The organism is Rossellomorea sp. GCM10028870 (genome assembly GCF_042666755.1).
Classification (GTDB): domain Bacteria; phylum Bacillota; class Bacilli; order Bacillales; family Bacillaceae_B; genus Rossellomorea.
In genome coordinates this window covers 932,040-946,115 of the sequence record NZ_JBHTGN010000001.1, presented here as the reverse complement: position 1 = coordinate 946,115, position 14,076 = coordinate 932,040, and the positions used below count along the sequence as shown (strand labels likewise).

The 14,076-nt window shown below is 40.3% G+C and carries 16 protein-coding genes and 1 riboswitch; of the genes, 2 read left to right on the top strand and 14 right to left on the bottom strand.

Annotation, left to right across the window (positions count from 1 at the left end):
- Window positions 1–26 precede the first annotated feature (26 nt).
- From ACFQWC_RS04960 to ACFQWC_RS04895, 14 genes are all read right to left on the bottom strand, one after another.
- Window positions 27–1,289: a glutamate-5-semialdehyde dehydrogenase gene (locus ACFQWC_RS04960; RefSeq protein WP_377106299.1), complete on the bottom strand. Its 1,263-nt coding sequence runs from the start codon at window positions 1,287–1,289 to the stop codon at window positions 27–29.
- A gap of 73 nt (window positions 1,290–1,362) precedes the next feature.
- Window positions 1,363–2,478 carry a glutamate 5-kinase gene (gene proB, locus ACFQWC_RS04955; RefSeq protein ID WP_299737361.1) on the bottom strand — a complete coding sequence of 372 codons (1,116 nt, stop codon included), beginning with the start codon at window positions 2,476–2,478 and terminating at the stop codon, window positions 1,363–1,365.
- Between the two features lie 119 nt (window positions 2,479–2,597).
- Window positions 2,598–3,443 carry a pyrroline-5-carboxylate reductase gene (gene proC / locus ACFQWC_RS04950; protein WP_299737363.1) on the bottom strand — a complete coding sequence of 282 codons (846 nt, stop codon included), beginning with the start codon at window positions 3,441–3,443 and terminating at the stop codon, window positions 2,598–2,600.
- Window positions 3,444–3,881: 438 nt separating this feature from the next.
- Window positions 3,882–4,835, bottom strand: a complete 954-nt coding sequence (locus ACFQWC_RS04945; RefSeq protein WP_341356452.1) for an LCP family protein — start codon at window positions 4,833–4,835, stop codon at window positions 3,882–3,884.
- 167 nt (window positions 4,836–5,002) lie between these two features.
- Window positions 5,003–5,722, bottom strand: a complete 720-nt coding sequence (locus ACFQWC_RS04940) for an ATP-binding protein (RefSeq protein WP_377106296.1) — start codon at window positions 5,720–5,722, stop codon at window positions 5,003–5,005.
- Window positions 5,719–6,204 carry an ECF transporter S component gene (locus ACFQWC_RS04935; RefSeq protein WP_341356453.1) on the bottom strand — a complete coding sequence of 162 codons (486 nt, stop codon included), beginning with the start codon at window positions 6,202–6,204 and terminating at the stop codon, window positions 5,719–5,721. Before ACFQWC_RS04935 ends, ACFQWC_RS04940 begins: the two co-directional genes overlap by 4 nt.
- Entirely contained in the window at window positions 6,197–6,784 is a 588-nt protein-coding gene (locus tag ACFQWC_RS04930) for a cob(I)yrinic acid a,c-diamide adenosyltransferase (RefSeq protein ID WP_299737372.1), read from the bottom strand. The genes ACFQWC_RS04935 and ACFQWC_RS04930 overlap by 8 nt, the downstream gene beginning before the upstream one ends.
- Window positions 6,785–6,798: 14 nt before the next feature.
- Window positions 6,799–7,236 carry a bifunctional adenosylcobinamide kinase/adenosylcobinamide-phosphate guanylyltransferase gene (locus ACFQWC_RS04925; protein WP_377106292.1) on the bottom strand — a complete coding sequence of 146 codons (438 nt, stop codon included), beginning with the start codon at window positions 7,234–7,236 and terminating at the stop codon, window positions 6,799–6,801.
- A complete protein-coding gene (locus ACFQWC_RS04920) occupies window positions 7,188–7,817 on the bottom strand; it encodes a histidine phosphatase family protein (RefSeq protein WP_299737376.1) in 630 nt (209 codons plus the stop codon). Before ACFQWC_RS04920 ends, ACFQWC_RS04925 begins: the two co-directional genes overlap by 49 nt.
- Window positions 7,775–8,566: an adenosylcobinamide-GDP ribazoletransferase gene (locus tag ACFQWC_RS04915; protein WP_377106290.1), complete on the bottom strand. Its 792-nt coding sequence runs from the start codon at window positions 8,564–8,566 to the stop codon at window positions 7,775–7,777. The genes ACFQWC_RS04920 and ACFQWC_RS04915 overlap by 43 nt, the downstream gene beginning before the upstream one ends.
- Window positions 8,553–9,134 (bottom strand): bifunctional adenosylcobinamide kinase/adenosylcobinamide-phosphate guanylyltransferase, encoded by a 582-nt coding sequence (locus ACFQWC_RS04910; RefSeq protein ID WP_341356455.1) that lies wholly within the window; start codon window positions 9,132–9,134, stop codon window positions 8,553–8,555. Before ACFQWC_RS04910 ends, ACFQWC_RS04915 begins: the two co-directional genes overlap by 14 nt.
- Window positions 9,135–9,180: 46 nt before the next feature.
- Window positions 9,181–10,638 (bottom strand): adenosylcobinamide amidohydrolase, encoded by a 1,458-nt coding sequence (locus ACFQWC_RS04905; RefSeq protein ID WP_377106288.1) that lies wholly within the window; start codon window positions 10,636–10,638, stop codon window positions 9,181–9,183.
- On the bottom strand, window positions 10,635–11,693 hold the full coding sequence (locus ACFQWC_RS04900) for a FecCD family ABC transporter permease (RefSeq protein ID WP_341356456.1): 1,059 nt from the start codon (window positions 11,691–11,693) through the stop codon (window positions 10,635–10,637). The genes ACFQWC_RS04905 and ACFQWC_RS04900 overlap by 4 nt, the downstream gene beginning before the upstream one ends.
- Window positions 11,656–12,618, bottom strand: coding sequence for an ABC transporter substrate-binding protein (locus ACFQWC_RS04895; RefSeq protein WP_377106286.1), 963 nt, complete (start codon window positions 12,616–12,618; stop codon window positions 11,656–11,658). The genes ACFQWC_RS04900 and ACFQWC_RS04895 overlap by 38 nt, the downstream gene beginning before the upstream one ends.
- A 136-nt stretch (window positions 12,619–12,754) precedes the next feature.
- Window positions 12,755–12,956: riboswitch (cobalamin riboswitch) on the bottom strand.
- 300 nt (window positions 12,957–13,256) lie between these two features.
- Here ACFQWC_RS04895 and msrA point away from each other — a divergent pair.
- Both msrA and ACFQWC_RS04885 read left to right on the top strand, forming a co-directional pair.
- Window positions 13,257–13,796, top strand: a complete 540-nt coding sequence (gene msrA, locus ACFQWC_RS04890; RefSeq protein ID WP_299737387.1) for a peptide-methionine (S)-S-oxide reductase MsrA — start codon at window positions 13,257–13,259, stop codon at window positions 13,794–13,796.
- 80 nt (window positions 13,797–13,876) lie between these two features.
- Entirely contained in the window at window positions 13,877–14,029 is a 153-nt protein-coding gene (locus ACFQWC_RS04885) for a hypothetical protein (RefSeq protein WP_299737389.1), read from the top strand.
- The last annotated feature ends 47 nt before the right edge of the window (window positions 14,030–14,076 follow it).

Below are 14,076 nucleotides of genomic sequence, written 5' to 3'. Positions count from 1 at the left end.
ATTTCCTCAAGCGTTTTGCATGTTTATTATCGAATTTGTCCGGTTCCATGCATCATATACTTAACGGTTGTTAAAGCTGGTAGCCCCATTGGTCCTCTAGCATGAAGTTTCTGTGTAGAGATTCCAATTTCAGCACCAAATCCTAACGCTCCTCCATCAGTGAAACGAGTGGAAGCATTATGATAGAGAGCGGCTGCATCCACGAGCATCATGAATTTCTTCGCTGTTTCTGTGTTTTCCGTGACAATGGCTTCTGAATGCTTTGTACCATATTGTTCGATGTGATCGACTGCTTCATCCAAAGAAGGTACAATCTTCACGGCAATATCCAGACTTAGATATTCATTTGCCCAATCTTCTTCTCCAGCAAGCTTCGCATCTTCAATCGCTTCGACTACTTTTTTATCACCGTGAATAGATACATTGTGTTCTTTAAGCTTTTCTACAAATGCACCCTTATTTTCTTTAAACCAGTCTTCATGCAGGATGACGGTTTCAGCTGCATTACATACCGCCGGACGGTCTGTTTTTGCATTGATGATGATGTTTAATGCTTTATCCACTTGAGCCTCTTTGTCAATATAGATATGACAGTTTCCTACGCCAGTCTCAAGGACAGGTACAGTTGCATTATTAACGACAGCATTGATTAATGCACCTCCACCGCGGGGAATCAGCACATCAATATGCTCTTTCATCGTGAATAACTCACTTGTTGCATCTCGATCGGTTGTATTAATGAATTGTACTGCATCTTTAGGAATATCCGTTTTCTCAAGTGCTTCATGCATGACGTCCACAATTGCTTTGTTCGAGGTAATGGCATTTGACCCACCTTTCAGGACAATGGCATTGCCGGATTTTAGTGCTAATCCGGTTGCATCAACCGTTACATTAGGACGTGCTTCATAAATCATTCCAATGACACCAAGTGGAACCGTTACTTTTTGAACTTGCAGTTGATTTTCAAGAGTCCAATCGGATACCACTTTTCCAGTGGGATCTTCCAGGTCAGCTACTTGACGGAGACCACTTGCGAAATCTTCAACACGTTCTTTAGAAAGTGATAAACGATCCATAAATGCAGCTTCGAAGCCCTTTTCTTTCCCTCTTTCAAGGTCTTTTTCATTTTGTTTTAGTATAGATTCGTAATTCTCCTCTAAATGATCGGCAAGGATATGAAGGGCTTTATTTTTTTGGTCGGTAGTCAGCATACTTAATGTTTTAGAAGCTTTCTTTGCTAGTATCGCTTGTTTTTTTACATCCGTTTTTTCTATAGTTAAAGTCATCAAATACCTCCTGTTTTTTTGAAAAAGAATTCGACCGGATTGTGCAGGGGAAGAAGGAGACAAACTCCTTCTTTTATACTCCTACTGGAATGGGTAAATCGACATGACATACTAGTTGGTCAATTTCGACTGCGATTTGATCCGCTTTGATGTCTGTAGGATTTTTCAGTTGTCCTGAACGGAAATTTACCATTCCCAAACCAATTTCTTCATTTCGATTATCAAGGATTCGCACGACTGCACCTTTATTAAATCGGCCTTTTACAGTATAAATATCATCAATTGTTAAACTTTCTTTTTGTTCCAGAATACGTTCTTTCGCATCTGAGTCGATGGTGATTTCACCTTCGGGACCTGAGTTGAACGCAATCCACTGCTTTTTGGAATCAAGGTTTACGGAATCTTCTGCAGATTCAAAGTACGTTCCTTTAGCAGTATGTTGGACAGCATCGTAAATAACATTTGAGTTGCCTGATTTACCTAGAAACGCAGGAATTCCAGAAGCCATTGTGATCTTAAATGCATCGATTTTGGATCTCATTCCACCTGTTCCTACAGAACTTCCAGGCTCTCCTGCCATGTCTTCGATATCTTCAGTAATTTCCGTTACGCTTTCTAACAGTTCAGCATCTGGATTTTTGCGTGGATCAGAATCATATAATCCATCAATGTCAGATAGAATGATGAGTTGATCAGCATCCACTAATGCCGCAACTTTAGCAGATAGTGTATCATTATCTCCAAATTTCAATCGGTCGATCGTTACGGTATCATTTTCATTTACAATCGGAATAATCCCTCGTTCAAGAAGAACATTGATTGTGTTTCTTGCATTGTTGTATCGGTCTTCATCAGAAAAATCACTACGAGTGATCAGAATTTGAGAAGCCACGTATCCGTTGGAGATTAACAGATCAGAATACGCTTCAATCAATAGTCCTTGGCCAATAGCTGCTGCTGCCTGCTTCTCGGGAAGAGAGCTTGGGCGTGTTAAGCATCCTAATTTACGATAGCCCGCAGCGACGGCTCCTGATGAAACAAGCAATACTTCATGACCGTCATCCTTTAATCGAACAACTTCATCAACAAGTCGCTCCAGCTTCCTGCGACTCATTTCTCCATGCAAGCTTGTTAATGAACTACTTCCAATCTTAATTACGATACGTTTCTTCTGATTATTTTGGGACATTCAATCACTCCTAGTAAAAAGGTCCGTCCCTCGCCCCTCTTTATGTGTGTAGGGACGGACTTGTATTTCTTGTTTGGTTGGTAATGTTTATATGGGGTGTTTAATAGTCGATGTTTGTTTTAGCTAGTTACTAATTGTTTGGACTGTAAGGATGAGCTGATCTCTTTCGAACGTTTTTCTGCTCCCTTGACAGCTTCTGAGATAGCCTTACCTCCGCCGAACTCTGCTAATGCATCAAGTCCTGCAGCTGTAGTACCATTTGGGGATGTTACATTTTCTCTAAGTTGAGTTGGTGATTCTTCTCGCTCAAGCATCATTTTAGCTGCGCCGAAAATGGTTTGAGCTCCGATTTTACGAGCTAATTTAGGGTCTAATCCTGCTTCAGCACCCGTCTTTTCAATGTGTTCCATTAAATAATAGAAGTATGCTGGACCACTACCGGCAATTCCAGTGAAAATGTCCATTTGGCTTTCTTCGATAACGAAAACTTCTCCGATGCTTGATAATAATTCTTCTGCATTCTCCATGTCTTCTCTAGAAGTAAAACGCCCTGCACTTATGGCTGTAGCAGATTCTTTCAACATACTTGACGTATTTGGCATGACCCGGATAACAGGCTGCCCTGCTGGTAGTTGCTCTTCCATATGAGAAGTGGTGATTCCTGCAAGCACTGACATAATCACCGTATCGTTCCTTACTAAGTGATTAATGGAATCTAATGCTTTATCAATATCCTTCGGTTTCATCGCCAGAATAAGAATATCTATTTCATTAAAGGGTAGATCATCTTTTGTTAAAGCTGTTATATCGTATTTGGCTTTCATTTCCTGAAGTCTTCCTTGATTGCTTCGATTTGAAACAATAATTTGTCCGGATGGGATTTTTCCACTTTGTACAGTTCCTGAAATCATAGCTTCAGCCATATTTCCTGCACCTAAAAAAGCAATCGTTTTATGTTTTAACAATCATATCCACTCCTGTTCGTATATTTTCTGTTTGGTTTTTAATCGTGCATTCATTTTTAAATTTAGTATTAATATAAAGGATTGTTTGTTGTTAAATTTCCTGGTTCATGTCTCTAAAAACCTTTGTTGGCGTGTGTTTTGTTCACAACGTTTATTATCGTAACATGCTGGTAAATGATATCAAGGGCAATATAGGAAGTAGTAAGGAATTGGCCGAAATAGCTAGTGGAAGCGTTATCATCACCATTTATGTTAGTCAGATTCCTTCTAAAGGCCATATATTGGCTCAGAGAGCGTATAATCAGAATTTCAAATTCTGCCTCCACTTGAATTGGCATCAATATTTTTTATGATGAAGACTGTTAGGAACGTATTCTTTCTTCCATTTGTACAAAAAAACCCGTTAAGCCATTTACCAGCTTAACGGGCTTTACGAATTCATTCAGTTGCAGCTTCATCCGAGCTTTTTCCATTTAGGAAGTCTTTTAGTGCTTTGGTGTTTTCTTCAAAATCGATTTCAAGTACTGATCCTACACCGCTATAGCTTCCAAAACCATAACTACCTTCAACTGGAATGGTGAGCTTATCCATATCACTCGTGTTACTCAATAAGATATCCTTTGCGATGGAAATCTGATCTAGCTTACTCATATTCGTCTTAATATAGGGTTGAATGGATCCTGCCATTTTCGGAAGTTTTGTGACGCCGCCTATTGAGAGTACCTCATCTTTAAGAGCGTTAATGACTTTTTGCTGTCTTTCAACCCTTCCAAAGTCCCCCTCTGCATCAGCACGGAACCTGGCATATCCTAATAATTCTTTCCCATTTAAATTTTGGACACCCGGCTGGAGGGAAACACCGATGTTTTCTGACATCGCCTTTTCAACATCCATTTCAATACCTTCAGGAGCAAGTATATCAACGGATTGTTCAAACCCCTTAAAGTCGACCACCATAAAATATTGTATATCAATGTCAAAATTGTGTTTGATGGTTTTCCTGAGTAATTCGGGTCCACCTAAATAAAAAGCTGTATTCAGCTTGTAGTTTTTATATCCGGGTATTTCAACATAGATATCTCTCATAAAGGAAACAAGTTTGGTTTCATTTGTTTTTGGATCAATCTGTGCGAGCATCATCGTGTCGGTTCTTGATTTTTCCTCGCCCCTGCTATCGACTCCTAATAACAAAACATTAACCTTACCGTTTTCATCTTTGACTCCGTTAAATTTATAATCTCCTTGAAGCTGGTCGTTTCCAGCCATTTTATATCCACTATAAAATTGATAAGCAGCATAACCGAGCAAGCTAAAGATAAGTAATAATAATACCAATATCACTTTTCTTCCTCGTTTTTTCTTTCTACTCTTGCGATCTAATCGTGAATCCATTTCTTCACCTACTTTTATGACATTCATGAATTACTGATGATAGTATGAAATAGTACTCTATCCAAATACAATTGACAATCGCAGAATGCTGGATAAACTAACATATTTCTCCATACCATTTGAAAGTATATTTTATCATAAATATCCTAAAAAGTATTTATTTGTTCCTAGCATGATAAATGTAGTGAATGAAAATGCCTCCCGGTAAGTTCTAGTACATCATGTTCATCCTCTTTCTTGTAAGAAATGATAAATGAAGTAGAAGGTCCGCTAGATTTATACAAGTCTTGAATAGAGGTAACACCCTCTCTTTTTAAAGGCTTCCCCAATAAGAGAGAAAGTTCATGAAAAACGCCTTTGGAGCCCACTGGCAGAATATCGATGATGGAAGGGTGGTGTATACAGTCCATGAACAGGGATAGAGGGGCAACAGAAGCAACATTTGTGATTACTTCATTTCCTACTAATGGCGTTCCGATAAGGGCATGAGCAAGGTTATGACAAGAGGTAAAAGGTCTCTCTTTTTTTCTCATCCCAATACAAGTAACTCCAAGAGCAGATTGATGTAGAACGATATTCGATTCAGAGCTTCCCGTTATGGGAATATCCTCTATGTTTAATTCACTCAAACCTTTCTTCACACCACTATAATAACTCTCCCATGCAGAATTACTCGTAAAGTTCAATACTTGAACAGCTTTTAGGGTTGCTCCCACGGATAAGCATTCCATCGCTGCTACACGAAAGCAGTAATACCCCACAGTCTCCGGTTCAGCAATGACCGCATCCCCTTTTTTGCTTCCTATCCCTCCGCTGCAATCTGATGCCAGGATCAGCTCTTCTTCATCTGAGATCGATATGGATATAACATCCCGATGTTGAATCATGCGATTTCTCCCCTTCTAATTCTTGAAACAAGAGGAGGGTACAGGAAGTGGGCAATCGTCAAATTAATGAAACTGGCCAATAATAAGGATGGAACAATGGTGTAATAAAAAGAAGGACTCAGGATAAATATAAATGGAATCCCTGCCAGTACCCCGTTTCCTATAAGAAACAGGATGGCTGCAAGTACACGTTTACCCTTCGAAAACACATATCCAAATATCCATACGAAGAAGGCCATTTCAATAGCAATGAGAACATGAAGCGGTCCCAGCGGGAATCCAACGTATAAGCTTGATAGCAAGTGTCCTCCCCCTGCAACGATTGCACCCCATCTCCGATTGTAAAGGGATGCAATTAATAGTGCAGGCATACTATCTAAAGCAATGGTCCCAATTACAGCAGGTATCTTTACCATTCCACCGATCGCAGAAAAAGCCATAAACAAGGAAAGTATTAAAAGAGTCCTTAGATTACTATTCATTTTTTTTCTGAACTTTACCTGTTGAAAATACGTTTGCGCTGCGAATATATTCAACATCTTTTACATTACAACGAAAATTGATCACACGTGCTAAGGCAAAAAAGTAGTCGGATAATCGATTGATATACTGCAATGTCACAATGGGAAAGTCCTCGTCCGTTTTTGAAAGCGAAACCATGATTCTCTCTGCTCTTCTTGTAACCGTTCTCGCAATATGAATACTTGAAGAGGCTTTCACACCACCTGGTAAAATGAATTTTTCCAGAGGGGGCGCTTCCTTAGTGAAGCGATCAATCTTCTCTTCCAACGCCTGGACGGATTGGGACTGAAGCTTGATCGTTTTATTTTTAGAAACGTTGGATAGATCACCTCCGCAATCAAAGAGCTCATGCTGAATCGTCTCAAGATCCTCTAACAAATCTGTAAAACGCTCATCATGAAGTTCAGAAATGGCTTGTCCAACGAATGAATTGACTTCATCTAATGTACCATATGCTTCGACACGAATATCATCTTTATCTACTCTTCCACCGATTAAACTCGTCTGACCTTTATCACCAGTTCTTGTGTAAAGCTGCATACCTACCCTCTCCTTTATCCTTTTAATGATGTAGCAAGCCCGTACCAAACCAGCCATACTTCTCGAGAAATTTTCGCCAGATCTTGATAAACCCATCCTGTCATATCCCGCCATTCCCTGGACAGCTTTTCCATCGGGACAATTCCTTTCCCGACCTCTGAACCTATCCAGATCACTCTGCGATCAGGGTCTTCTTCTTCCCACTGTTGTAAGGTTTGCATCAGAATTGCATAAGACTTTCTGACTTCAGGCTCATTATTTAAAATAGTTGATCGAATCCCATACTCAAGTCCCTCTATTACGATGACAGAGTTTGAAAAGTTGATATCATCCAAATGAAACCTTTCTCCACTAAATAATGGAATCCAGGTTGTATCAGTTTCTTTAAGATTAAAATGGTTTTTCACCCATATGCTTTTCCCATTAAAGGAACCTCCCGTAATGAAGTACATGTTTGATTCCTCCAATCACTTTCTGTCTTCCATACCATTTCATACCCTTCTCCATGGTTGACCTTCCACTCCCAAAACGTTCTGTGAACATGTCTGGGAGATAAAGAAGTTAATAGGTGTCGAATGACTCCGCCATGAGTAATAACGGCGTACCTCTTTCCATTGTGCTCTTCTATCTGAGCTACGATCTGTGCCCAGGCTAAATCGACTCGTTTTCCAAATTGTTCTATCCCTTCTCCATTTGGTGGAGAAATGGATGGGTCCATTAACCATTCTTGATAAACATCGTCATCCTTTAAGCTCTCATAGGTTAAACCTTCCCAGCCTCCAAAGTGTATCTCTCTTAAAAGGGATGAAGAGATCAATGGAGCATGAGGAAACAGAAAATGAGCGGTTTCTAAACAGCGGTTTAGATCACTCGAAAAGCATCGTTCATACTCTTGAAAAAAAGTATTTCGACTTTTAAGTAATTCGATTCCTTTTCGAGATAAACTGGAATTGGTCCAGCCGAGGTATTTCCCTTTCTCATTTTCCTCTGTTAAACCATGGCGAATACATGCAATAACCATATAGTCATCCATAAAAACAACTCCACCCCCTCTACACTGCCCCCGATTGTATCGCCGGTCATACCGCCAAACCATTTGATGGATCTAGAATAAACAAAGCAGAATAAAGCAAACGTCACCAGGGTAAATAAAGCATAAAAATAAAAGCAATTTAAAAAGTAGCTGCCGACTCCACCCAGTAATAAACCAGAAACAATCCAAATAAGATCATAACCCGTCACATTCTTACTGAAACCGTATCCCATTCCTGACGCCTGGGCTGGAGGGATAAGAATTAGACCCGCCCCCATCATCATTCGACTTAAAAAGGGAATCGACACAAGGACCATACCAATCAAAATAGTGGAATGGGTTTGAAGGATGGTTTCATAAATAAATATAAACCGTGATGAAAGCAATACCGCCAGTGACAAAACGCCAAAGGCACCTACCCTCGGGTCTTTCATGATGTCTAATCGCTTCTCCCTATCTCTATAGGAAAAAAAGGCATCACTTGCATCCATATAACCATCTAAATGGATACCACCCGTTAATACGATTGGCATTACCCAAATATAGAATGATATTCCTAAAGAGCTTATGTGGGTAAAAGCATTCAAAAAAACATATCCTCCTAGAAGAATCGCACCTACAAATAAACCCAGCAGTGGAAATGTACGGACCATCCATTTCATTTCCCTATTCCCTATTGAGAATTCTTTTCGAATCGGCAGAATTGTAAAAAACTGCAGGTTCAGGAGAAAGCTTTTAAATAGGATCATGAGGCAACCGTCCTTCCTCATTGTGACCCCTCTTTTTCACAATAGGGATTCCCGCCGTCATTTCAATCGCCACACATGCTTTCTTCACCATTCTTATATGTAATGCACCAAGTCGTTTCTGGAAAGTAAGAAGATCGTTTGAATCAATTGGAAGGTCAGAAACCAATTCATTACTAACCAGGATCAGTACATTTACTCTATTTAGTAACTGTATGATAGACTGATAGATTTTCTCTTCTATATTCTGACCTTTCCCATCTCCATTACCATACATCTCATTTGTTAAAAGAGTCGTGAGGCAGTCTAACAGAACAACGGAGTGTTGAGGTATGTGGTTGACTATCCATTCAATCGAATCGGGACATTCAATCGTCCTCCATTCACCAGCAGACGCTTGCCGGTCCTGCTGGTGTTTCAAGATTCTTTGCTCCATCTCCCTGTCAGTGTTCACACCACAAGCAAGATAGACCAATGGAACGTTTGACTTTTTCATCTCTATTGCCCATTTTTCAGCAAAAGAGCTTTTGCCACTTCTAACCCCTCCGGTAATAAAATATAGGGTTCCCAAGTCGACTCCCCCTCTCCACAATCACCCTGTCGTTGAAATAATTCTACTATGTTTGATCCAAATAGCGTTGAATGGCTTTTTTCGTTACCTCATACACACCGCGCCCAATCAACTTCCCTATCGGCGTAATCGGCCCGGCAAAGGGTTCCAGCTCACCTTTTTGACTGGAGGCAATCAAAATACTGTCGGTCGGTGTCCCGGTTGCAAGCTGACCTGTTCGTCTGTCCCTCACATTCATGTCGTGAAGGGCTCTCACTTTCGCTTCTGTTGAAGTTACAAGGGCTTCAATATATGCTTCATCTGATAGATTCCCATTTAGGAACACCCACATATTAATCGTGCCTGGCCTTGTATCTATATCAAATTGATAACTTGTAGAGATATCAATCGCATTCCCGATACCTGCTGTCACCACAACGAATATGGAATGCCCCTGAACTTCGAAATGATCACATACCATATTATTTAAAGGAAGAGCCGTCATCATGCCTACAGACAATGAGGGATCCAGGTTCCTTTGAACAAGAAATTCTTTCATATCCTCTTGATAATCCGGGCAGTCATAATCTGCAGGGACTTTACGATTGATAAAGTGCTTGTACCAGCCTATTCCTGCACCAATAATCCCTGAGGACATGCATTTTAATGGATAAGGGGCAGAGAAATGTATGTATTCTTCCTTCACGTTTAGGTAACTTTCATCTAACACAAAGTTCTCTGTCGCACTCTCCTCAGGAACGATTACCATTTGAGGTTTTGCCACTAAAGGATGAGCCTGTTTTTGAACCTTTGTATGATACACCTCTTCTATATGTTTCTCTTTCAGAACCTCTTCCGGGTGGTGGAGAAGTTTGGTTCTTCCTTTGTCTAAGAGAAGTAAGCGATCACAGTATAAACTTGCTAAATTTAAATCATGAAAGATCGCGATTACCGTTAATTTTTCGTGTACCGTTTGATTCTTGATTAAATCCAATAGTGATTTCTGATACGATAGATCAAGATGATTAGTAGGTTCATCAAGCAACAGGACCTGTGGTTCCTGAGCCAGAGCCTGTGCTAGGAACACCCGCTGCCGTTCTCCCCCTGACAATTCATGAAGGTAGCGGTGCTGAAAGGACGTAATGCCCGTTTGGTTCATTACCCTCTCTACGATTTCAACATCACGTTCAGTCGTTCCTTTAAAAAAACCTTTCTGGTGAGCATATCTCCCAAGCATAACCGTTTCCCTCACTTCATAGGAGAAGGATTCTGTCGATATCTGAGGAAGTACCGCTAACTGTGTTGCTAAATCCCTTGAAGAAAAATGATGCAGTTTTTTTCCTTTTAACGTGATGGTTCCATCCATTAATGGAAGCAGACCCGTCATGGCTTTTAACAGCGTCGTCTTTCCACTGCCGTTAGGTCCAAGAATCCCAAAGAATTCTCCTTTATCTATATGAAAATTCATGTCTTCCACGATTTTTTTATCGTTGTATCCAACAGTCACCCCGTTTATATCAATCATGATGAAAGACCTCTTTTCTTTAGGAGAATATAAGCAAACATGGGGGCACCGATTAGGGATGTTATCACTCCGATTGGAAGTTCTGTGGGTGCAATGATGGTTCTCGAGATAAGATCCGCCAGAACGAGAAAGCCTCCGCCTACTATGATAGACAAAGGAAGTAAATGCTTATGATCATGCCCTACCATCCTCCGTAGAAAATGAGGGACCACAAGACCAACAAATCCGATCGTACCTGAAACGGCGACAGCCGCTCCTGTCAGGATACTTCCTGCAATTAAGATGAGCAGTTTTCTCTTTTGTACGGATATCCCGATATGATGGGCTTGTTCTTCACCAAAACTCATGCCATTCAGTTCCTTGCTATTAAAAAACAACAAAATCACTCCAATAAGGAAAAACGGGAATATAATCGCAATGTAATCCCACCCTCTCATGGATACACTTCCAAGAAGCCAACCAATGATTTGCCTTAATTCTTCTCCAGTTAGGGCGATCATTAAGGAAATAAAGGACCCTAAAAAAGAGCTGAAAATAATTCCTGTTAATATGATTGTTTCTACCTTCATTGTTCTTTCAACTTTTTGCGCAAACCATAATACGAGGAACACGGTAATAATCGAACAAAGAATACTGAGAAAAGGAAGCGTAAACTTACCAATGAACGGAATGCTCCAATTAAAAAACAATGTAATAACAGCTCCGACTGATGCTCCTGAAGACACACCCAATGTATACGGATCCGCCAGCGGGTTGCGCAAAAGTCCTTGAAAAGAAGCTCCTGCGATTGCTAAGGAGCTTCCAACCAAAAGTGCCAATAATACTCTGGGTAATCTAATTGAAAAGACAATGTTTGTAAACATCGGATCAATCTCTTCTGGTAAATGGTATCCTAACCATTTAGCTCCGACGATGTACAAAATGTCCTTCGGCGGCACCGGAATGGTTCCAATCGATATACCGGCAAGAAGAGCGAATAGTAAAAACGATACTGCCAATCCGTATGTTATCCATATTTTATTCTGTAAATAACTCCGGATAGATCGACTTTGCAATTTCCTCTACTCCTTCAACCAGTCTTGGGCCAGTACGTGTGACCAGGTCAGAATGTACGTCATGAACTTCCTCATTTTTCACAGCACTCACGTCTTTCCATCCTTCCCGGCCCATCACTTGTTCTTTAGGATTTTCGCTGTAGTAACCATATGTTGTAATGATGATGTCTGGATTTGATGCGATGACTGCTTCCTGGTTTACTTGGATCCATCCCTCTTGATCACTCATCACATTTTCGGCATTTACAAGTGATAGCATTTGATCGATGAATGTATTTTTACCTGTAGAATATATGTCAGGCGAAGGTGACACCTCTATATACACTTTTTTCTTTTCGGAGACACCACTGACTTTTTCCTTAATGGATTCTAGATCAGCTTTCATCTCCGAAATGATGGATTCAGCTTCATCTTTCTTGCCGACCAATGTGCCGATGTTTTCCATCGTGGTGTATACTTCCTCAAAGTTATGGGCATCACGTACGATATATACCTTTACCCCTGCACCTCGAAGCTGTTCTAACCCCTCTTCTGCCGAAACAGCAGTGGACTCATGAGCGAGAACCAAATCCGGATTCAGACTGATAATCTTCTCAACGTTAAATTCCATTCCACCTATTTTTTCTTTCTCCGCCGCTTCTTTTGGATAATTATCAAAATCTGAAACCCCCACAATTTCCTTATTCAACCCTAACTCGAATAAGATTTCTGTGTTGCTTGGAATCAATGAAACAATATGCTTAGGTTGCTCTTCCAGCGTAACTTTATTACTAAGAGCGTCGCTTACCGACAAAGGGAAATCAGATTGTCCCTTAGTGACTTCTCCATTACCTTTTCCCTTTTCTACATTTTCACCATCAGCACCGCATGCTGAGAGGATCCCTAAAGATAATAATAGTGCGAAAATGATTTTGAAGTGTTTCATGTTTTTTCCCCCTGTGAATTGAACTTATTGTCAGACAAAAAAACACCTCTAGTGGGACTAGAGATGTTGTGTAAGATGCAAAAATGGCTTCCATACCGTCAAACATGCACATTACACCTTTCTATCCGCGTAGATTTGGTGCGAAAGACATTAGGCAGGTCTCCTGGCTCATGGTCAATGTTTGCTGCACCTTCCCATACCTATTAGTACAGTGGCATTCATACAGCGCACTTCCATTTACAGTGGCGGGACCGCGTTGGAATTACACCAACTTCCCTATTATGAAGCTAAAAGTTTGCTACCGAAACTTCCGCTTCACCTAATCTCGTATCATATGTAATTGTTCCGTTCACATGAATTATACACAAGTTATCATCGTTAGTGAATTGATTTTTATGAATTTGTGGAAATTTGCAGAATGATTGAATCTACCTCTATAATGCATGTTGATGCCTGGGCTATAGAATAGGAAAAGAGCTTTGGCTTATGTGATTTATCAATTGCCCACTTATAGTAAACCATATAGGCAAAGAAGCTTTGATGCTAATTGATTGTCGCTTCCTCCCTTTCATGATAGAATCTTTTTCAAGCTATTGCTTTACTACTTTAGAGTGGCATATGTATAGGAGGTTTTCGCAATGAATGAAAAGAAAGAGTTCGCTACTTTTGCCGGGGGTTGTTTTTGGTGTATGGTAAAACCATTTGATGAACTACCGGGTATTATTGACGTCGTATCAGGTTATTCAGGGGGCCATCTTGAAAACCCTACCTATCAGGATATCAAAGCCGGTAACAGCGGACATTATGAAGCTGTTCAAATTACCTTCGACCCTGCTCTCTTTCCCTATGAAAGATTATTAGAACTATACTGGCCGCAAATTGATCCGACTGATGACGGAGGACAATTCCATGATCGCGGTGACCAGTATCGCACAGCTATTTTCTATCACAATGATCATCAAAAACAATTAGCAGAAAACTCGAAGAAAGAAATAGAAGAAAGTGGACGATTCAAAAATCCAATCGTCACAAAGATCCTACCTGCCTCAACCTTCTACCAGGCAGAAGAATATCATCAAAAGTTCTACAAAAAGAATCCCGATGAATATAAACAAGACCGGGCGAAATCCGGTCGTGACGAATTTATTGAGAGTCATTGGGATAACCCAAAAGCTTAAGGGCTTTAAAAAAATGTATCATTCCCCGAGAATGAAAAAAACTCCTTTCGCCAAACTAATTGGCAGAAAGGAGTTTTTATATGAAGAAAAATGATCACGTTAAAGAAGATAAAGAGCAAGTCGTTGGATATGAAGGGCCAGGGAAACTGGTGAACTTCTTTGATCCCTATCCAGCTGAAGACGAGGCGAAAGTGAATAATTCTGATACGGTGGATAATCATAGTTCTGAATGAAAATGAAAATATAAGGTGATGGTAATCATGCATCAAACCATCACCTT

Coding starts and splice junctions, on each gene's coding strand:
- ACFQWC_RS04945 (WP_341356452.1), bottom strand. CDS start 4,835: ATGGATTCACGATTAGATCGCAAGAGTAGAAAGAAAAAACGAGGAAGA.
- ACFQWC_RS04915 (WP_377106290.1), bottom strand. CDS start 8,566: ATGATCCTATTTAAAAGCTTTCTCCTGAACCTGCAGTTTTTTACAATT.
- ACFQWC_RS04885 (WP_299737389.1), top strand. CDS start 13,877: ATGAAGAAAAATGATCACGTTAAAGAAGATAAAGAGCAAGTCGTTGGA.
- ACFQWC_RS04940 (WP_377106296.1), bottom strand. CDS start 5,722: ATGATTCAACATCGGGATGTTATATCCATATCGATCTCAGATGAAGAA.
- ACFQWC_RS04935 (WP_341356453.1), bottom strand. CDS start 6,204: ATGAATAGTAATCTAAGGACTCTTTTAATACTTTCCTTGTTTATGGCT.
- proB (WP_299737361.1), bottom strand. CDS start 2,478: ATGTCCCAAAATAATCAGAAGAAACGTATCGTAATTAAGATTGGAAGT.
- ACFQWC_RS04905 (WP_377106288.1), bottom strand. CDS start 10,638: ATGATTGATATAAACGGGGTGACTGTTGGATACAACGATAAAAAAATC.
- ACFQWC_RS04895 (WP_377106286.1), bottom strand. CDS start 12,618: ATGAAACACTTCAAAATCATTTTCGCACTATTATTATCTTTAGGGATC.
- ACFQWC_RS04920 (WP_299737376.1), bottom strand. CDS start 7,817: ATGGATGACTATATGGTTATTGCATGTATTCGCCATGGTTTAACAGAG.
- ACFQWC_RS04925 (WP_377106292.1), bottom strand. CDS start 7,236: ATGTACTTCATTACGGGAGGTTCCTTTAATGGGAAAAGCATATGGGTG.
- msrA (WP_299737387.1), top strand. CDS start 13,257: ATGAATGAAAAGAAAGAGTTCGCTACTTTTGCCGGGGGTTGTTTTTGG.
- ACFQWC_RS04930 (WP_299737372.1), bottom strand. CDS start 6,784: ATGCAGCTTTACACAAGAACTGGTGATAAAGGTCAGACGAGTTTAATC.
- ACFQWC_RS04960 (WP_377106299.1), bottom strand. CDS start 1,289: ATGACTTTAACTATAGAAAAAACGGATGTAAAAAAACAAGCGATACTA.